The sequence below is a fragment of the Xanthomarina sp. F2636L genome, from assembly GCF_026410195.1.
Taxonomy (GTDB): Bacteria; Bacteroidota; Bacteroidia; order Flavobacteriales; family Flavobacteriaceae; genus Xanthomarina.
This window is the reverse complement of record NZ_JAPMLM010000068.1, coordinates 423,528-443,951: the sequence shown is the minus strand read 5'-3', so window position 1 is coordinate 443,951 and position 20,424 is coordinate 423,528. Positions and strand designations below refer to the sequence as shown.

The window sequence follows — 20,424 nt, the reverse complement described above, 5'->3', positions numbered from 1 at the left end:
AGTAATAGTGAATATAAATATTTTACTACTCTCTCTTTCAAAGTCGGGAGTTTAAACATCCCGTTCAATCCCTAACGCAGACTAATTAGCTAAAGATGCTTTTATATCACAGCTGCTTTTTGTTTAGGAATGGTTATATTCAACCTCTTAAAACCATATTGATGAGCTCACAAAAAAAGTTAGACCAGCTAATTAATTCTTTAGAGAAACATATAGAACATCATGAAATTGTTAACCCAAATGTTTCTAAAGCTAATATTGCTTGGCATATAGATCATAGTTTTAAGGTTGTTAATAATGTTATTCTAGCACTTCAGTCTTCAGATTCTACTTTATATAAAAATAATTTTAGCCTATTAGGAAAGCTGTTTTTTACACTTGGCTTTTTTCCAAGAGGAAAAGCTAAGGCTCCAAAACATGTAAAACCTCCTGAAGTTATTTTAAAAGAAGATCTTTTAAATCAGCTCCAGGAAGCAAGAGTGCATATTAATATCATACCTAATCTAGATAAGAATGCTTTTTTTAAACATCCTTTATTTGGTGATATAAATAAAAAAAGAGTACATCGTTTTTTGGAGTTACACACCAATCATCATTTAAAGATAATAAATGCGATAACGGCAAAAGCAAAATAAAAAACCCCTTTCAGTCTCCTGATGGGGTTTTTTTTAGTTGGTAAATCTACCTAAGCAAAGCTCCGGTAAATTTTAAAGAAACAGTTTCTTAAGCTTCAAAAGGCTCAATAGAAACATAAGATTTATTATCTTTTTTCTTTGTAAATTTTACTAAGCCATCTACTTTAGCGTGTAAAGTATGGTCTTTTCCAGCATACACATTCTCACCTGGATTATGTGCAGTACCTCTTTGTCTAACGATTATGTTACCAGCTATTGCAGCTTGACCACCATAAATCTTAACACCTAAACGTTTCGATTCTGACTCTCTACCGTTTTTCGAACTTCCGACTCCTTTTTTATGTGCCATTGTCTTAAGGTTTTATATTATTAATATTAAATGAAACGAAAATTACTTTTCAATTCCACCGTCTAATCTTTCTTGTAATTCTTTTAGTTCATCCCATTTACCATCAGCAGCTAATTTAGCTTGTTTTGGCCAAGTGTCTGTAACTATGTGAGCTAATCTTGAGCTAGCTTCAGTTAAAACAGTGCTTAATTCTTCAGGTTTAGCTTTAGCTATTTTAGCGAAAGTTTCGTATCCTGCGTTTACCAAAGCTTCTGCAGCTTTTGGTCCAGCACCTTCAATTTTCTTTAAATCATCTGCTTTAGCAGTTGATTTTTTTGGAGCAGCTTTTTTAGCTTCTGCTTTTGGAGCAGTAGCTTTAGGCTCAGCTTTTTTAGCAGGAGCGGCTTTCTTTTCGGCTTTAGCAGCTGGTTTAGCTCCTGAAGCAACAATACTTTCAATTACGATTTCAGTTAAAGACTGTCTGTGTCCGTTTTTTACACGGTATCCTTTACGTCTTTTCTTTTTGAAAACGATTACTTTATCACCTTTAAGGTGCTTTAAAACTTTGGCTCCTACTTGAGCTCCGTTTATAGCTGGGGCGCCTACAGTAACTTTGTCTCCATCAGCTAAAAGAAGTACATTGTCAAAAGACACTTGTTTACCTTCTTCTGTTGCTAAACGATTAACAAAGACTTTTTGGTCTTTTTCAACTTTGAATTGATGCCCTGCTATCTCTACAATTGCGTACATAGCGTAACGTTTATTTATTAATTTGTTTAAAATATATCTGCTAACCTATAGGAAAGCGGGTGCAAATATACTGCTAATTAATTAAATTACAAACGTTTTATTCGTTTTGAGGAACATTTTTACTGTTTTTGAAAATTTGCATAAAAGTTAGTGTTAGAACAGTAGTTGAAGACAGGCCCTCAATAAGAATTATGAAAATTAAAATACCTCCACCATAACCATCGTTTTGAAACCAATCTTTTAGCAGGTTATTCATAAATTCTACATCTAGATGAAACATATAAATACCCATAAAAAGAGCAAACACAAAAGTGGCTAAAAACCCAGTAATTAAACCGGTTTTAAATCCGTTTATATAAGTAAACTCGTTACCCGAAATTAATTTATATTGTTTTATAACAGTGTAAATTCCTAAAGCCATGATAAGTCCGTTAAACAGTCTTAGCCAGGGATTATTATGCATTCCCATAAGTTTCAATATTAGAAAATAGGCAATTAATAATATGGCAGTTATAAACCCATATTTAATCGAAATTTTAGCTGAAGTGTTCATAATTAAGGAATTAATGCTACTAAATTTCGTGATTATTTTACAGAATGCATAATATTTTTATAAAATTCACGATTTCAGTTTAAAAAAAGTAGCTTAAATTCTTATTAGAATTCTATTATTGTTTTCTTTTATGAGATAAATAAACCCCTAACAATATAATGATAGTTGCAAAACCTTGAAGTAACGTAAAACTTTCTCCATCTAAGTATCCCCAAGTTAAAGCCACAATTGGCATTAAATACGTTACCGAAGAGGCAAATACTGGAGTGGACATATGAATTAACTTATTGAAAAACACTTTAGCTAAAGCTGTACCAAAAAATGATAGAATGGTAACGTAAACCAAAGACATTTTAAAGTTTGGGTTTTCGAAAGTTTGAGCACTAAAAAAATTAGAAAATACTAATACTATAATGGCCGGAATTACTATCATCACATAGTTTCCAGTAGCTATTCCTAAGGGTTTTACAAATTGCAAATGACTTTTAATAATATTTACATTAAAAGCATACATAATAGTAGAGAGAATAACATAGCCTGCAAATAAGTAATTTTGTTCTGGATTTAATTCGGCACCTTTTAGAATTAGGATGGTTGTTCCTATAAATCCAATTGCAACTCCTAAAACCTGTCTTTTTGTGGAGGTAATTTTAAATACAGCAAAACCAAGTAAAATGGTGTTTAGAGGTACTAAGGAATTTAAAATGGAAGCAACAGCACTATCAATTTCAGTTTCGGCAACGGCGAATAAAAATGCAGGAAAGAACGAACCCAAAAATCCTGAAAGCGCAATCCATTTCCACTGAGATTTTTCTATTTTCTTGATACTTTTAAACCCTACAACAAATAGAAACACAGCAGTAATGATAGTTCTTAAGGCGCCCAATTGATAAGGAGTTAGACCGAGAAGGGATTTTTTAATTAAAATAAAAGAGCTTCCCCAAATTAAGGACAAGACAAATAAATACAACCATTTAACCTGAATATTCTTCATATATTTTTATCAAAGCACAAAATTGCTATTTTTGATGCAATAAATAGTAATTATTAGTAATTTTGTATGTAAATTAATTTTTAAAAATAATGAAAGCATTAAAAAATATTATCGGGTTATTACTCTTAGCTGTTTTTGTAACAGCTTGTAAAAACGAAACAACTCCTGAAGTAAAAACAGTTGAAGTTGAAACAACTACGGAAGAAGTAGCTTCTTTAGATCTAAATGCTACTTATGCAAAAGCAGAGTTTACCATTGAAGGAATGACATGCGCTATGGGTTGTGCAAAAACCATTGAAAAGAAAATGGCAAAAATGGAAGGTGTAAAATCTGCATCAGTAGATTTTGACAAGAAATTAGCTATGGTTGAGTATGATGAAGCTAAAGTAAACGCAACATCTTTAGAAGAAGTTGTTAAAAAAGCTGGAGATATGTATTCTGTTACAGATATGCATACTGTAGATGCTTTTGGTGAAGATGTAGATGCTGATAAAAAAGTTTGCGATAAAGACTGTAAAAAAGCTTGTTGCGCAGACAAAGCAGAAACTTCTGAAACTTCAACGGACAAGAAAATGTCGTGTAAAGAAGACTGTAAAATGGCTTGTTGTGCCGATAAAGGGAAAGCTTAATTTTTCTTAACTTATAAAAAAAGCATCTCTCTGAAATGTTCAGAGAGATGCTTTTTTTATTTAAAACTCTATAACATCACTCTCAGATGGTAGCATTTCAGAATGACTCTCATGCATATTTGGAGTAAATGGAATTATTGGGCTTTCATCTAGATAGCCTGGAGCCAAGGCTCCTAATTTATTGAATTCAGAAAATTTGTATGGAAGACTTTCCATAAAAAGACCATCTGCATACTCTATTAATTCTTTGTCTTCTGGGTTTGTTAGTATATGCATATGTAAATGCGGTGCAAATGAATTCCCTGAGTTGCCCAGGCGCCCTAGAATTTGACCGGTTGTTACAATGTTTCCCACATTTACTACAATTGAATTTGGCACTAAATGACAATAAACACTAATGGTGCCATCAGGGTGTCCAATATACACGACATTTCCTGAAGCATTGGAAGTATTGGTTTCGTAATCTAATTCTCCAGGAGTAGTATTATCTGGAATACTGTTTTCAGTAAAAAGTACTTTCCCTCCTTCTACAGCTTTAACAGGAAGGTTATAGCAGTACCAATCAGTTAAATTTTTACCATTATTTATATATGGGAGATTGTTTTTTAATAAGGCATAGTCTATGGCGAAACGTTGAGGGTTGTTTCCTATTAAATAACCCTTTTGTGTTTCATCGTAGATTAAATTTTGATATGGAAATATTGCTCTTGTGTGATAAGAGGTACAGCCAGGAGCGCCTTCTGCTAACCAAACACCTTGAGGTACCGGAAATTGAATTGTTTTAGGATTTGTGTACTGATTTTCAACTGTTAAATTAAAAGTGTGTAACTGTAGCGTATTTCTGGAGTCTCGATATTCAAATTCATGTACAATTTTCTGTTTCTCCCAACCTTCTTCAGGATACTCAAGCCAAATACTTGCAATGTGCAAATTATCTTTCGTGATAAAATCTGAGTAAGACAATAATAAAATAGTATCATAAAAAATATCTACCTTTTCTATAGCTGAAGTTTTAATATGCATCTCGTAAACCAGCCATGAGCCACTTGTATTTATAACTTTAACTGGTGGAGTAGGTAACGCTATATAGAAATCAGTATCCATTTCTATATTATCATTTTTATTACAAGAAAAAATAATTATAAAAACTAATAAAACAAGTGTAGTAATACGTGAAAAAGGCATGTGTTAAAGACTAATTATATTTAGTTAAAGGATAAATATAAAAAATATTTTAAAAGGGTTCTATTTCCAGGAAACAGTTTCCATAATATGCTTGATGTCTTTTTCAAGATATTTGGCAGCTGGATAAATAGAGTCGTAATTAGGTTTGGCGTAAAAATATAAAGAGCCTGTTAAAAAGTGGTTGATGCTATCTGTGACATAAAATTGTGATTGAGAAGCTGCGTTTCCACCAACTTCGTATAACATGCCATATACTCTTCTTTTATTATTTTCATATGGCTGTTCAACTATTTCATCTGCTTTTTTGGTGTGTTCTTGGGTGAATTTTTGAGCATCGCGTAAAAAGGCTATTAAATTCTCTTTCTTATTATCAATGCTTTTATAGGTAAGGTAGATGGAACCTTTTAAGTTTGGGTATTGAATTGTAATGCCATAACTTTCTGTTGGGCCTTTAATAGTTTTGGTTTCTATCTTGGTTGCTAACAGGTTTCTTTCTATAGTGAATGGTAAATTAGTCTCTAATTTTTGATATGAAGCTTCAGGAAATTCTAATCTTAAATAAGCTTGAGGTTTTGGCACAGGATCTTGGGCGCAAGACAGACTCAAAAATAAGGTACTAATAACTAAAACACGATATTTTATTGGATTCATGGTAAGGTGATTTTTACTCGTTTAATACGTTTGTTGTCTAAAGCTTCAATAGTAAAAACGTAATTTTCGAATTTTATTTTACTTCCAATTTTTGGAAATCCACCAGAAATTTCTAAAACAAAACCTGCAATGGTTTCTGCTTCTCCTTTTTCATCTTCAAAAAGCATATCATCTTCCAGTTTGATGATTTTATAAAAATCTTTTAAAGCTGTTTTGCCTTCAAAAGCATAATTTTTGTCATCTAGTTTAGAATATACCAACCCTTCATCATCGTATTCGTCGCTAATATCTCCAACTATTTCTTCAATAATATCTTCTAACGAAATAAGCCCAGAAGTACCTCCATATTCATCTACAACCACAGCAAGATGAACTTTTTTCTCCTGAAACTCTGCCATTAAATCGTCTAGTTTTTTATTTTCAGGAACAAAGAACGGCTCTCTTAAAAGAGTTGTCCAATCAAATTGCTTTCTATCTATGTAAGGAAGCAAATCTTTAACATATAAAATTCCTTTAATTTTATCTATGTTGTCTTCAAAGACAGGGATTCTGGAATATCCATGGTTTACTATATCAGGGATAATCTCCAAGTATTTTTGAGTGATATTTAATGCAAAAATATCGATTCTTGGACGCATAACTTGTTTGGTGTCTGTGTTTCCAAAAGACACAATCCCTTGAAGAATCTTTTGTTCTTCTTTGGTGGTGTCGTGTTCGCTAGTTAACTCCAAGGCTTGCGAAAGCTGGTCTACACTTAAATTAGATTTTTGTTTCCCTAACCTCCCATGAATACCCAATGTGATGCTTCGCATGGGTAAACTTATAGGCGAAAAGAGAACATCTAAAACTCTTAAAGGATAAGCCATGAAGTTAGAGAATTTTAATTTATTTCTGCTAGCATATATTTTAGGCAAAATTTCTCCAAATAGTAAAATTAAGAATGTAATTACAACGACTTCTACAATAAATCGAATAACAGGTTGTGATATTCCAGTAAATAAAAAATTGCCTAAATAGGCAAACAAAATAACAATACCAATGTTTATAAAATTATTGGCTACCAAGATGGTTGCTAATAGTTTTTTAGGCCTTTCTAAAAGTGAAGAAATAATTTTAAAGGTATTTGGGTTCGCTTCTAAACCATCTTCTATATCCGTTCTGTTTAAAGAAAAAAGCGCTACTTCAGCGCCAGAAATAAGAGCAGAGCACATAAGTAATAGAATAAGCAGTCCAAAACCAAAAACGATTGAAAAATCAATCATCCCGATTAAGTCGTTTTGGATGGTTGTTGATATTAACGCATAAAAACTCGTGGGTTCAGGATCCAATGATTATAGGTTTAATTATACAATATTATGGTTAAAAAGGCAGATCGTCTTCTTTTTCTATTTGTTGACCAGGTTGATTTTTGTTGCTATCAACTGGTTTGTGAGCAGCTTGATTACTTGCTTGCTGATTTTCGTTTTCATTTTTAGTACTTAAAAATGTAAAATCCGTACAGTGAATTTCGGTAGAGTATCTATCGTTTCCACTATCGTCCTGCCATTTTCTAGTTTTTATTCTACCTTCAATATATACTTTATCCCCTTTGGATAAATATTTTTCGCAAATTTCGGCTGCTTTGTTCCTCACAACTATATTATGCCATTCAGTGTTAGTAATACGCTCGTTGGTTTGTTTGTTTGTATAAGTTTCGTTTGTAGCCAAAGGAAAACGACCAATACAATTTCCACCATCAAAATAGTGCATTTTTACTTCATCACCTAAATGCCCAATGAGCATGACTTTATTTAAAGTTCCAGACATAATTTGTTTATATATTAATAATTAGCAAAATTACGTAATTGCTTTTCATTTCTTTAAAATTAATAAAAAATAATGATTGAATTTGTTAAAGAATTAAAAATTAAAGTCGTCAATAAATTTTTCAATTAGAACAGGCACAGCATAATCTCTGATATTTTTTATAGGAATACCAGGAACGGGTAATCCGTTTACACTAATAATCCAGAATTTAGTATAAAGGTGTTGATGAGATAATTTGTGAATGATCTCTGTATCATTATATAATGTGAGTTCGTAATTTATATGTTTTATAAGATTGTGAGCTTTTAACCTAGAATGAAATTTATTTAAATGAATATCTTTTTCAGTTTCAATTAAAGGGAATTGGTAAAGATTCCTCCAAATGCCATTTTCTTCACGCTTTTCCAAAATGGTTTCGCCCGAATTGGAAACAAAAACTAAAAAGTTGAAATATTTTTTCACAGGCTTTTTAGCTTTTAGTTTTACAGGTAACCTATTTACCAATCCATCTCTATAGGCAACACATGTTTTGTTAAAAGGACAAATAGTACAATCTGGGCTGGAAGGCGAACATTGTCTAGAGCCAAAATCCATAATGGCTTGATTGTGTTCGGCTGGATTAGTTGGGTCTATAATGTCTTGAGCTAAGTTCTTAAATGTTTTAAATCCAAGAGTAGTATTAATAGGAGTGTCTATTCCAAAATACCTGGATAAAAACCGAAATACATTACCGTCTAGAACAGCTGTATTTTCGTTATAACAAATAGAGGCAATGGCACTTGCTGTATAATCTCCAATACCTTTTAATTTTAGAAGATCTTTATAGTTGTCTGGAAACTGTCCATCTAAATTTTCAACAACATGTTTTGCTGTAGCATGTAAATTTCGAGCTCTAGAATAGTAACCCAAACCTTGCCATAATTTTAAAATGTCGCTTTCTGAAGCGTTTGCCAGATCGAAAACTGTAGGGTATTTATGTATAAAAGCTTCGTAATAAGGCAGTCCTTGCTTGATTTGTGTTTGTTGTAAAATAATTTCGGAGAGCCAAATACAGTATGGATTTGTAGTGTTTCTCCAGGGGAAATTGCGTTTGTTAATTGAATACCAAGATGTTAAAGTTTTCGTAATAGTCATTAAAAATGTATATTGAGAGCAAAAATAAAGGTTTATAATCTTAAATTTAAATGAATTAGGTTTGAAATATTGAATATTAAATTCTTATATTTGCATCCCTTTAAATAATTAATAGTAACTTAAATAGATTAAAAATGACTAAAGCTGATTTAGTAACAAAAATTTCTGAAAAATTAGGAATTGAAAAAGGCGATGTTCAAGCAACTGTTGAAACATTTATGGAAGAAGTAAAGACTTCTTTAGAGAGTGGTGATAATGTGTATTTAAGAGGTTTTGGTAGTTTTATAGTGAAAACTAGAGCAGAAAAAACTGGAAGAAACATTTCTAAGAACACAACAATTAAAATTCCTGCACACAACATCCCAGCATTTAAACCTGCAAAAGTATTTGTAGAAGGAGTAAAAACAAACGTAGAGGTTAAATAAGGCCTATAATATTAATTTTTTAAAAAGCATAACTTATGCCAAGTGGTAAAAAAAGAAAAAGACACAAGGTGGCAACGCATAAGCGTAAAAAAAGAAGACGCGCTAATCGTCACAAAAAGAAGAAATAAGTCGAAAAAGTAGTTAGATAACTACTTTTTTGGTTTTACAGTATTCACGTTCATTGAAATGAGTTTATAATATTATGCCTAACCTTGCATGCGTATAAACTCCACGGATTTTTTAAATCCTGTGACATGTTTTAAGCTATAAAATGGGATCGACCCATGGATAACTTATAACATGATATCTAGTTGTATTTATACAATTAGATATAAAAATTGTATCATCCATCTGTACGTAATTGTATGGATAAAAATTAACAAAATGGATAAAGAATTGATTATTCGATCTGGTTCAGAACATGTTGATTTTGCCTTATTAAAAGATGGAAAACTAATTGAATTACAAAAGGATGAAGGGAGTAATAACTTTTCTGTTGGCGATGTGTTTATTGCCAAGGTAAGAAAAGCTGTTCCTGGTTTAAATGCTGCTTTTGTTAATGTAGGCTATGAAAAAGATGCCTTCTTACATTATCATGATTTAGGACCAAAACTTCCCTCGTTTTTAAAATTCACAAAAAGTGTAAGCACAGGTAAACTAAGAGATTTTACTCTTAACAAATTCCCATTTGAAAAAGATATTGATAAAGACGGCAAAATTAACGACGTCATAAAATCAAATCAGTCTATTTTAGTACAAATTGCTAAAGAACCTATCTCTACAAAAGGCCCTAGAATAAGCTCAGAGCTTTCTATTGCTGGTAGATATATTGTTTTAGTACCTTTTTCTGATAGAATTTCTATTTCACAAAAAATAGAAAGTAAAACAGAAAAGGACAGATTAAAGCGCCTTGTAAAGAGTATAACTCCACAAGGGTTTGGTATTATTGTACGCACAGTAGCTGAAGGCAAAAAAGTAGCTGAACTAGATAAAGATTTACAAAATTTGTTAGGTCGTTGGACCGCAATGTGTAAAAAGCTACATAAAGCCCATCATCCAAGTAAAGTATTAGGTGAACTTAATAAAGCATCGTCAATTTTGCGCGATATTTTTAATGACACCTTTACAAGTATTCATGTTGATGATGAAGAGCTTTACATTCAAATAAAAGATTATGTGCAAGAGATTGCACCAAAAAAAGAATCAATAGTTAAGTTATATCAATCTAATGTACCCATTTTTGAAAAGTTTGGAATAGAAAGACAAATAAAAACGTCTTTTGGAAAAACTGTTTCAATGGCAAAAGGAGCCTATTTAATAATAGAACACACAGAAGCTTTACATGTTATTGACGTAAATAGTGGTAATAGATCTAATAAAGAAAACAACCAAGAAGATACTGCCTTAGAAGTAAATTTAATTGCGGCAACCGAAATTGCAAGACAATTAAGCCTTCGAGATATGGGAGGAATTATTGTGGTTGACTTTATTGATATGAACAAAGCTGAAAACAGAAAACAGCTCTTCAATCATCTAAGAGATGAAATGAAACACGATAGAGCTAAACACAAAATATTGCCTCCAAGTAAATTTGGATTAATACAAATAACAAGACAACGTGTTCGACCTGAAATGAACATTAAAACCAGAGAGGATAACCCTAATGGTGTTAGTGGCGAAGAAGTTGAAGCACCAATTGTTTTGATTCAAAAGATTAATCACGATTTAGAGCAATTATTAAAGAAAGACTATAAAAAGATAACTATAAACACACATCCTTTTATAGCAGCCTTTTTAACAAAAGGTATTCCATCTATTCGTTCAAAATGGTTTTTTGAACATAAGAAATGGGTTAAAGTTTTACCAAGAGATGCTTACACATACTTAGAATATCATTTTTTTGATAAAGATGGTAATCAAATTAAATAATAAAAAAGCCTTGCTATTCATTTAGCAAGGCTTTTTTTATGCGAGATAATTAGTTTGTTTATTCTATTGAGATAAACCTCCACTAACTATAATAAACTCTGAACGTCTGTTTGTTTGGTATTCTTCTTCAGTACATTTAGAACCACAATCAATTTTTGGTTCATTTTCTCCTTTTCCAATACCTGAAATTCTACTAGCATCAATACCTTTAGAAATAACGTATTGAACAGTAGATTTAGCACGTCTATCTGAAAGTTTTTCGTTATACTTTGCTGGACCTCTACTATCTGTATGAGATTCTGCTACAATAACCATTTGAGGATACTTTGTCATAACTGCCACTAACTTATCCAATTCAAAAGCACCTTGTTCTGTAATATTAGATTTATCGAAATCAAACAAGATAGGATTTAAAACCACCTTGTCTTTAACAATTATAACCTCGATAGGATCTAAATTAAGCTGCATTAAAGCTTCTTTCTCCTTACTACCAGAGTAAGTAACAGAGTTGCTTAAATAGTCTTTAAATACTCCTGAAATCTCTAAAGTTTTATCGCAAGACACGGTATATGCTACTTGTCCATCTTTATTAGATGTTTGAGTGGAAACAACACGTCCATTTGCGTCCTTAATAGTAACTGCTACTCCAGCTAAAGGATTATTTGTTTTATTATCTACAACGGTTGTAAGCACATTTACGTTACATGGTTCTAAACGTTTAAGACCGTAAATGTCATCGCCACCTTTACCACCTTCACGATTAGAAGACACGTAGCCTTCACCTGTTTCTTCGTTTATTGTAAATGCTAAATCGTCTGCATTACTATTTACAGGAACTCCTGCGTTTACTACTTTCCCAGATTCAGTTGTGTGGAATACATCTAAACCTCCTAGACCTAAATGCCCATTAGAAGAAAAATAAAGCACGTCTTTATCACTTATAAAAGGGAACATTTCTTGAGCTTCAGTATTTATTTTAGAACCTAAGTTTTCAGCAGTACCAAACGTTCCATTATCGTTAATGGCTACTTTATAAATATCGAATAAACCAAAACCTCCTGGCATATCTGAAGCAAAATATAACGTTTTACCATCTTTACTAACTGATGGATTTTTTATTGAGTACTCTTTATTGTTTATAGATAGAGGTTGAACATCTACCCATTTTTCACCATCTTTAGTTGCCTTAAATAAATACAATAAACTTTTTTTAGTCTTTGCTTCTTTATTTTTTTCAAAGTCACCTTCAAAGAAACTTTCTCTTGAAAAATACATGGTATTTCCATCTGGGCTAAAAGAAACTAATCCTTCATGATACCTGGTGTTTACACCATTTACTGCTTCGGCTTCAATACCAGCAGCATCTCCGCCAACAGCAACGCGATAAATATCTAAAAAAGGTTCTTCGTTCCAGCCATAATCTCTTCTAGATTTATTTCTAGCTGAAGAGAAATAAAGGTTTCCATCTTTTACGGTTCCACCAAAATCTGTAAACTCCGAATTGAATTCTAAAGATTTGATATCGTATAATTTTTCTCCTTGTAAAATTCCAGGAATGTAATCTGGATTAGCTTTAAAAGCTATGGCTCTTTCATCTTTAGGTTTTACATCTGCAAACTTTTTCATCCATTTATTCGACTCATCATACTTTCCATTTGCTTTAAGCATCTGAGAGTATTTGAAAATCATTTCCGGATTGTCTTGATTTGCTTCAAGTGCTTTTGCATACCAACGTTCAGCTTCAGCAGTACTAAAAATGTTGTAATTTGCTTCTGCTAATTGTCCATATACATAGGCATCTCCTTTACCATCTTCTACAAGCTTATTATAAGCTGTGATGGCTTCTACAAATTCAAATTTATTAAAATGCTTATCGGCATTTTGGGTATCTTTATTTTGAGCAGTTAAACTTAAACTACTCATTAAAATAAGTGTAAAAAATATTTTTAATTTTTTCATAATGTTTAGCTTAAGTAATTAGAAATAACGAGGTGAACGTGAGACTTTCTTTAACAGTGGGATATCGAAATTAATAAATATCTCATGCGACGCTGAGGTTGCAACATCTAAATCTGAAACAACGTTATCATAAGCATATCCAACTCTTAAATTTGGAGTGATTAAGAAATTAACCATTGCACTGAAAGAATCTTCTAAACGATAACCAACACCTACTTCAACTAAATCGTACATAAACACATTGGCATTGACATCGAAACTCACAGGAGCATCGAAAGCCATTTTAAACATGGTATGTGGTTTCAATTTAAAATTTTCTGAAATATCAAACACATAACCTGCTGCTGCAAATACATGTTGTGTTTCTGAACCTATTTTATAACCATTTGCATCTAAATGCACAGAGTTTAGCATGTTTGGCATGGATACAGAGACATAGTATTTATTAGGTTGGTATAAGTAAACTCCAGCTCCAATGTTTGGTGTCACTTCATTAATATCGCTTTGCAAAAATGGATCGTTACTGTCAATAGCATCTATTCCAACCAATCCAATATCATGGAATGTGGCTCCGGCTTTAATACCGAAAGCTAATTTATGTTCTCCACCTAGTGGTAATGTATAAGAGAAATCGGCATAGACATTATTTTCTTTTACTGGACCAATTTCATCCGTGATAAAAGAAAGTCCAACCCCAACTCTTTTACCTACAGGAGCACTTACATTAAAAGTACCTGTATTTGGAGAGCCGTCTAAACCTACCCATTGACTTCTGTATAAAAGTCCAATGGCTACACCATCGTACGACCCAGCGTAAGCTGGGTTTACGATGTTCATATTATACATATACTGTGTGTATTGAGGGTCTTGTTGTGCCTGCATTTGTAATGCAAACAAGAATACGAGAATGATATATATTTTTTTCATTATTAAAATTTGGTTGTGTTAGTTTACTTTTCTCTATTAATATATAACCAAGCTGATTTTACTTCACTTCCTTTATATCTCATTACATAGAAATAAGTTCCTGTTGGTAGCTCATTCCCGTTATCAGATATTCCTTCAAACTCTTTTGTATAACCATTTGTTCTGCTGTAAACTTTAATCCCATTTCTATTAAAGATTTCTAAGCTACTTACATCAAATCCACTTAAATCGAAAGAGTCATTAAAACCATCTCCATTTGGTGTAATTACTTGAGGAATAACACAGGTATCTGTTGTAAATGTTTCAGATGTAATTACAGGACAGTCACCTCCAGTAGTAAACTCTATGGTATAATTAGTATTTGATGCTCCACCAGTTACTTCACCAGTTAGAGGATCAATTACAGCGCCTCCTAAAGGTTCAGGATTTAAAGCAAAAGAACCACCTGTCACATCTCCACTAATAATTTCTACAGTAGCACCATCACAAGTTGGTGTTACGTTAAAGAGGACTTCTGTATCATTGTTTAAAACAGTTACTGTTTGAACACTTATAGCATAACATGGACCAGGAGTTTCGTATTCAATATAATAAGTCATACCTTCTGTTCCGTTTGTAACTTCCCCTGTAGCTGGGTCTATAGTAGCCCCATCTGAAGGTATTGGGTTGAAATAAAATACTCCACCTGCATCTCCAGTAACAGTTGCTGTTCCTCCATCACAAGTTGCCGTCATTGTAAAAGTTGCATCTTCTGCATCTAAAACAGTTACTGTTTCTGTACTGGTAATTACACATGTTCCAGCAGTAGTATATGTTACTGTATAAGTCGCTCCTGATACCCCATTTATAATAGTTCCCGTTGTTGGGTCTATAGTTGCACCATCTGAAGGTACAGGGTCAAATGCAAATGTTCCACCTGTATCTCCAGTTATCGTTGCAGTTGCACCAAAACAATTAGCTGTTAAAGTAAATGCTGCATTTCCACCAGGGATTAGAGTTACCGTTTGTGAACTTGTTTCAGGACAATCTCCTCCAGTGGTATATTCAACTGTATAAGAAGCTCCAGAAATACCATTAGTAATTTCACCTGTAGCAGAATCGATAATTGCACCATCTCCAGGTTCAGGGTTGAACGTAAATGTTCCACCTAAATCTCCAGTTATAATAACAGTAGCTCCAGTACAAGAAGGTGTTATAGTAAACGATGCATCTTCTGCATTTAACACTGTTACTGTTTCAGTACTAGAAGCTGGACAAGTTCCAGAAGTAGTATACTCAACTGTATAGGTTGTTCCAGAAACTCCATTAATTATGTCACCAGTAGCAGGATCGATAGTTGCTCCATCTGTTGGTACAGGGTTGAAAGCAAATGTTCCACCTGTGTCTCCGGTTATAACAACAGTTCCACCATCGCATGTTGAAGTTATAGTAAACGACGCATCGTCAACATCAGGAATTGTTATAGTCTCTGTAGTTGTTGAAGGGCAATCGCTTATGGTTGTATATTCAACCGTATATGTAGCTCCAGTAACGCCATTTGTAATCTCACCTGTTGTAGGATCAATAGTTGCGCCATCGGTTGGTACAGGGTTAAAAGTAAATGTTCCTCCTGTATTTCCAGTTATGGTTGCTGTTGCTCCCGTACAATTTGCGGTTAAAGTAAACGACGCATCATCCACTCCGAGAACAGTTACAGTTTGAGTACTTGATGTACTACATGGTTCTGGAGTAGCGTATTCTACGGTATAAGTAGTTCCTACAATACCATTAGTTATTTCTCCAGTTACAGGATCGATATTTGCTCCATCTCCTGGTTCAGGGTTGAAACTAAATGTTCCACCTGTAGTTCCGGTTATGTTAGCAATAGCGCCATCACAATTAGCAATTAACGTAAAAGAAGCATCGGATAGAGGAATGGTAACAGATTCTGTAACTATAGCTGGGCAAGAAACTTCTCCCACTGTATATTGTACAGTATAAGTAGTTCCAGGAACCCCATTAGTAATTTCACCAGTTGCTTCATCTATTACAGCTCCATCTCCAGGTTCTGGACTGAAGGCAAACGTACCTCCTGTATCTCCAAGAATAACAGAAGTTGCACCATCACAAGAAGCTGTTATTTCAAATGAACCATCATAAGTTGAAAGATTTATATATTCAACCTCCACTATATCTGATACTGTTGCTGTACCACCAGTACATAGTTCATAAGTTACTTCAAAAGTATAGTTGGTAGTTTGAGTTGGAGAAACTGTTACAGTTTCTTCTGTTCCTAAAACTGTACCCTCTTCGTCAAGCCACTGTAAAGTATAATTTGGTGTTCCAGAAGGTGAGAATCTCCAAGACTCTTCTTCTGTTACTGTCCAAACCCCAGTATTTCTACCTGGAGGTGTTGTCGCTTGAGAGTCATCAACACTTTGAACTCCAATAACAGCAAGACCATCGTTCCAGGACGTACAAGTTGGCTTACTAATAACATGAATATCAATATTATTAGAAGATTCGTGAAGTACAATTTGAGATGTTGAAGTATTTGAATTACAAGAAGATCCAAAATGACATACTGCATTGTAGTTAACTACAAACTGTCTATATGGAGCAGATCCAAGTACAACATAATCAATACTACCACACACAGATGGGTCTATATCATGCCCAACACCAAATATATTAGCTTCTGTAATTGTTGTGTTTGTAGTGTTAGGTAAAGTTGATGGTCCACCTCCAAATGGTTGTAAGTCCCACTCATTATATGTGCCGGCATGTTGTGTTTCAAAACTAACTACACCATTAGATCCAATAATCACCTGATTATAAACGCCTCCATAAAAGCAAAAATCAAAACCAAGGTCTAAAACTTCCGACCATCTGTCGTCAATGTTTATACTTGTAGGTGTTGCTCCATCTACAGGAGGAGAAGGACATGTGTCAATTGCATTAATATCGTAATTTTCAGTGTCCTGACCGTACAAATGGAAGTTTGCACTTAAAAGGGCGTCAGGAGTGTTACAATCTACAGATGTATCCTCACCAGCATATGCAATAGAGCACGGGTTAGGTGGCGGTGGACATAAGAATGCTAAAGGATTACTTTCAATAATACAATTTGCATCATCTGCGTTAGCTACTGTTATAATAACATTGGTATTTGCAGCATAAGGTCCGAAAACTAGAGTTCCAGTTTCTGTAGCTGTTTGTGGTGCACTACCTTGGTTGTCGGTAATATCTAAAGTAGTCGCATCTCCCATATCTGAAATATCTACTTGAATTTCAAAAACAGGATTGTCAGGGTCCGTAATACAGTCTCCATTAATTACATCAAAACTTGCTGTTTGAGGGATACATGTTTGACACCATACATCAAAATCCCATATGTCTCTACTGCCACTTTCGCAACTAAAACTGCCATCAGATTCTAATAATATTGTAAATGAATCTCCAGGAGTTGTAAGCGCAAAACCGGTAAGATCTCCACCATTAGTTCCTTCGTAAATAATATTACCATCACCATCTAAAATCCTGATGGTATCACAACAGTTTTCTATTTCTCCAGAATTAAATAAAATATTTAAAGGGAATCCTCCAGAACCTTGAAAGCTAAAGATTTCAACATAAACACCATTGGTTCCATTAGGGTAACAGTAGGTTGTATTAATAACTTGTCCGGCAGCACAATCTACAGAGATTTGTGTTTTAAAGGTCACTGGACCTTCCCAATCACTTAAATCATCAGCAGCACAAATACCTCTTACATAGATTTCGTATTCTGTTCCAGGAGTTAAGCCTTCATATAAATAAGGGTTGTCAGTAGTTTGAATAATTTCAGGTTCAGTCCCGTCTGGATACCCGCTACCTATAGGCTGAACAATAACTTCCCATGTGGTTTCAGCTCCCCCAGGAGTCCAAGATACCTCAACAGATGTTGGATTTACATCCACAATTGTTATATCGTCCGGTCTTGGGCAAGTTGGCGGTGTACAGTTTACAATACCAGAAAAAATTTGTGTTCCTTGTAAACTAGCACTTCCTGCTGGCATTGTATAAATTACATCATCAAAGGCATCAGTAACTGAAATCATCACTTCGCTAGCAAAAGAGCCACCATTATTCCAAAACAACTCGAAAGGAACGCCGTCACAAAGTGGTACTTGAATTTCTAATGGACCAGAGCCAGTTAATAAGGTTAAAGTTTGTAGATCTATTCCATTTTGAGACACAGTCATGGTATTACCACCCCAGCCGTCTCCCCAGCTATCTTCTAAAATAAACGTAAAATTACATTGATCTACCGCATCACAAATTGTTGTATCGAAAGCTACTGGACCTTCCCAATCACTTAAATCATCAGCAGCACAAACGGCTCTTACATAAATTTCGTATTGTGTTGCAGCATCTAAACCTTCATATAAATAAGGATTATCAGTAGTTTGAATAATTTCTGGTTCAGTACCATCTGGATATCCAGTTCCTAGAGGTTGTACAATCACTTCCCAAGTAGTAGCTGCTCCTGTTTCTGTCCAAGATATTTCAACATCTGTCATGTTTATTTCACCAACAGTGACATCTGATGGTCTAGGACATGTAGGAGGTGTACAGTTAACCATATCTGAAAACAGTAAGGTTCCTCTTAATCCACCACTTCCTGCTGGTAATGTGTAAATAACATCACCAAAGGCGTCTGTTACAAATATCATAACTTCATTTGCAAAAGATCCGCCATTATTCCAAAATAGTTCAAAAGGGATGCCATCACATAGAGGAATGTTTACTTCTACTGGACCTGATCCCCCAGTTAATTCTAATATTTCAATTTCTAACCCATCTTGAGACACAGTCATGGTATTACCACCCCAGCCGTCTCCCCAGCTATCTTCAAGTGTGAAAGTAAATACACATTGGTCTTCTGCTGGACACTGATAAGGATTTAACTTAGTTTCAAAGGAGTTTTCTATACAGTTTTCAGCTGAACCATTGTCATTATAAGGTGTAATAGTAACGTAAATTACAGTCTCATAAGGTAGAATTGTTGCTGGTGTATATGTAAGTACATCTCCAACATCTACGTTATTAGCAATATCTGTTCCTCCAGGAGTTGTACCTATAGAAACAAAATATCCAGTTACAAAAACAGATGCTTGTGTCCAAGTTATTTGTGTAGCTACATCTACATCTGTTGCACCATTAGTAGGCGTAGTTAATACAGAATCGCAATTTGGTAAAGCAGTTGTATCTAAACAATATACATCAAAATCCCAAGGATTACTTGTACAGCTAATACCTGAACCATCTGAAGTGACTCCCACTGTAATAGTATCACCAGAGGAAATAAACATTAAACCAGCTAGGTTACCAGCAGCTCCATAGGGGGTTGCATTATTTAAATTGGTAGTCCCATCAGAATCTAATATAATAAGTTCATCATAATTATTTTCAGTGCTTCCTGAATTGAATACAACCACTAAAGGTGAGCCATCAGAACTTTGAAAACTAAAGGTTGTGGTGTCGTTATTTGTGTAACAAAAAACCGTGTTTATTGGTATACCACTGCTACAGTCTACAGGTGCATTAGGATCTGCTCCAGTAGTAAAAGTTTGCTCCGGACAGTTAACTGCAGGACCATTATCATTAAAAGGTATAATATTTACATAATATGTTGTAGAATATTCTAAATCAGGAAGATCATACGTTGTAGAAAGTCCTGTGTTTACATTATCTACTAATTCTGTTCCTCCAGGTGATGTTCCAACTGAAAGTGTGTATCCTGAAGGAATTCCTGTAGCTGGTTGCCAGCTTAGGTTTTCCGTGATAGCTACTCCTGTAGCTCCATTTGTAGGATTGATTAATGGTGAACAAGAAGGAGGGTCTACAACAACCTGAGTTGCCGTTACATTATCTATATAAAAATAATAGTTTCCAGAAAAGTAAATGTTTTCAAATCTCAACTTAACATTGGTTCCAATTGGAACATCAGCTGCTGGTATTACATAACTAACGTTGGCACAGGTGTTTGCAGTTTGATGATTGATGTCATCTATGGTGCCTATAGAAATCCATGTTGCTCCGTCGTTTGTAGAGTATTGCACATTAAATTGTCCCCAACCTGGAGGTGTAGGGTCCACTGCTGCAGACCAATCGACAATTTTATAATCGAAGGCAACTGTTAAATCTGTACCATTAGATTCTCCAACAATGTTTGGAGATATTAAATCGTCTGTTAAGTTAGAGGCACTTAAATTGGCTCTAAGAGAAACCACACTACATGGGTTAAAAGGAGTTCCTGAATAACCAGTTCCAGTCCATCCTGGAGGTAAGGTTAATCCAGCGTCGAAATTTTCTACTAAACCTATTTGAGAAAATCCAATCAAGGAAATAAACCCAAACAGTAGAGATAGCGTAATTTTTTTCATTTTATAAAAATAGGTTAGTTATTTTATATAAGCCATTAATTACTAATAGCTTAAGATTATATTTTATTTAGAATTGTAATAAGATTGCTCGAAATCTGACAGATTCTAAAAA

General features: G+C 33.9%; 16 protein-coding genes. 4 read left to right on the top strand and 12 right to left on the bottom strand.

The window, feature by feature from the left end:
- Positions 1–161 precede the first annotated feature (161 nt).
- Positions 162–635 carry a DUF1569 domain-containing protein gene (locus OS191_RS09430; protein WP_267155440.1) on the top strand — a complete coding sequence of 158 codons (474 nt, stop codon included), beginning with the start codon at positions 162–164 and terminating at the stop codon, positions 633–635.
- 88 nt (positions 636–723) lie between these two features.
- On the opposite strand, the gene rpmA is transcribed toward OS191_RS09430, so the two are convergent.
- The 4 genes from rpmA to OS191_RS09410 form a co-directional block, all read right to left on the bottom strand.
- Positions 724–984, bottom strand: a complete 261-nt coding sequence (gene rpmA / locus OS191_RS09425; RefSeq protein ID WP_267155439.1) for a 50S ribosomal protein L27 — start codon at positions 982–984, stop codon at positions 724–726.
- A gap of 42 nt (positions 985–1,026) precedes the next feature.
- Positions 1,027–1,713: a 50S ribosomal protein L21 gene (gene rplU, locus OS191_RS09420; protein WP_267155438.1), complete on the bottom strand. Its 687-nt coding sequence runs from the start codon at positions 1,711–1,713 to the stop codon at positions 1,027–1,029.
- Between the two features lie 97 nt (positions 1,714–1,810).
- A complete protein-coding gene (locus tag OS191_RS09415) occupies positions 1,811–2,266 on the bottom strand; it encodes a DUF4199 domain-containing protein (RefSeq protein ID WP_267155437.1) in 456 nt (151 codons plus the stop codon).
- 115 nt (positions 2,267–2,381) lie between these two features.
- On the bottom strand, positions 2,382–3,260 hold the full coding sequence (locus OS191_RS09410) for a DMT family transporter (protein ID WP_267155436.1): 879 nt from the start codon (positions 3,258–3,260) through the stop codon (positions 2,382–2,384).
- Between the two features lie 89 nt (positions 3,261–3,349).
- Between OS191_RS09410 and OS191_RS09405 the strand changes: the two genes are divergently transcribed.
- Positions 3,350–3,889 carry a heavy-metal-associated domain-containing protein gene (locus OS191_RS09405; RefSeq protein ID WP_267155435.1) on the top strand — a complete coding sequence of 180 codons (540 nt, stop codon included), beginning with the start codon at positions 3,350–3,352 and terminating at the stop codon, positions 3,887–3,889.
- A gap of 60 nt (positions 3,890–3,949) precedes the next feature.
- On the opposite strand, the gene OS191_RS09400 is transcribed toward OS191_RS09405, so the two are convergent.
- The 5 genes from OS191_RS09400 to mutY form a co-directional block, all read right to left on the bottom strand.
- Entirely contained in the window at positions 3,950–5,074 is a 1,125-nt protein-coding gene (locus OS191_RS09400) for a M23 family metallopeptidase (protein WP_267155434.1), read from the bottom strand.
- A gap of 60 nt (positions 5,075–5,134) precedes the next feature.
- On the bottom strand, positions 5,135–5,725 hold the full coding sequence (gene gldD / locus OS191_RS09395) for a gliding motility lipoprotein GldD (protein ID WP_267155433.1): 591 nt from the start codon (positions 5,723–5,725) through the stop codon (positions 5,135–5,137).
- Entirely contained in the window at positions 5,722–7,053 is a 1,332-nt protein-coding gene (locus tag OS191_RS09390) for a gliding motility-associated protein GldE (protein ID WP_416236420.1), read from the bottom strand. The genes gldD and OS191_RS09390 overlap by 4 nt, the downstream gene beginning before the upstream one ends.
- Positions 7,054–7,084: 31 nt before the next feature.
- Positions 7,085–7,531 carry a single-stranded DNA-binding protein gene (locus OS191_RS09385; RefSeq protein WP_267155432.1) on the bottom strand — a complete coding sequence of 149 codons (447 nt, stop codon included), beginning with the start codon at positions 7,529–7,531 and terminating at the stop codon, positions 7,085–7,087.
- A gap of 93 nt (positions 7,532–7,624) precedes the next feature.
- Positions 7,625–8,665 carry an A/G-specific adenine glycosylase gene (gene mutY / locus OS191_RS09380; RefSeq protein ID WP_267155431.1) on the bottom strand — a complete coding sequence of 347 codons (1,041 nt, stop codon included), beginning with the start codon at positions 8,663–8,665 and terminating at the stop codon, positions 7,625–7,627.
- A gap of 134 nt (positions 8,666–8,799) precedes the next feature.
- Here mutY and OS191_RS09375 point away from each other — a divergent pair, with 134 nt between their 5' ends.
- Both OS191_RS09375 and OS191_RS09370 read left to right on the top strand, forming a co-directional pair.
- The gene (locus OS191_RS09375; RefSeq protein ID WP_007646769.1) at positions 8,800–9,090 is read left to right on the top strand and encodes an HU family DNA-binding protein; all 291 of its coding nucleotides are present in this window, start codon (positions 8,800–8,802) and stop codon (positions 9,088–9,090) included.
- Between the two features lie 384 nt (positions 9,091–9,474).
- Positions 9,475–11,019 carry an Rne/Rng family ribonuclease gene (locus OS191_RS09370; RefSeq protein ID WP_267155430.1) on the top strand — a complete coding sequence of 515 codons (1,545 nt, stop codon included), beginning with the start codon at positions 9,475–9,477 and terminating at the stop codon, positions 11,017–11,019.
- Positions 11,020–11,082: 63 nt separating this feature from the next.
- Here the strand turns inward: OS191_RS09370 and OS191_RS09365 are convergent, their stop codons facing one another.
- From OS191_RS09365 to OS191_RS09355, 3 genes are read right to left on the bottom strand one after another with little or no spacing between them, the layout of a single operon-like run.
- Positions 11,083–12,978, bottom strand: coding sequence for an OmpA family protein (locus OS191_RS09365; protein WP_267155429.1), 1,896 nt, complete (start codon positions 12,976–12,978; stop codon positions 11,083–11,085).
- Between the two features lie 18 nt (positions 12,979–12,996).
- Positions 12,997–13,905: a PorP/SprF family type IX secretion system membrane protein gene (locus OS191_RS09360; RefSeq protein ID WP_267155428.1), complete on the bottom strand. Its 909-nt coding sequence runs from the start codon at positions 13,903–13,905 to the stop codon at positions 12,997–12,999.
- A 23-nt stretch (positions 13,906–13,928) separates the two neighbouring features.
- The gene (locus OS191_RS09355; RefSeq protein WP_267155427.1) at positions 13,929–20,312 is read right to left on the bottom strand and encodes an NIDO-like domain-containing protein; all 6,384 of its coding nucleotides are present in this window, start codon (positions 20,310–20,312) and stop codon (positions 13,929–13,931) included.
- Between the last annotated feature and the right edge of the window lie 112 nt (positions 20,313–20,424).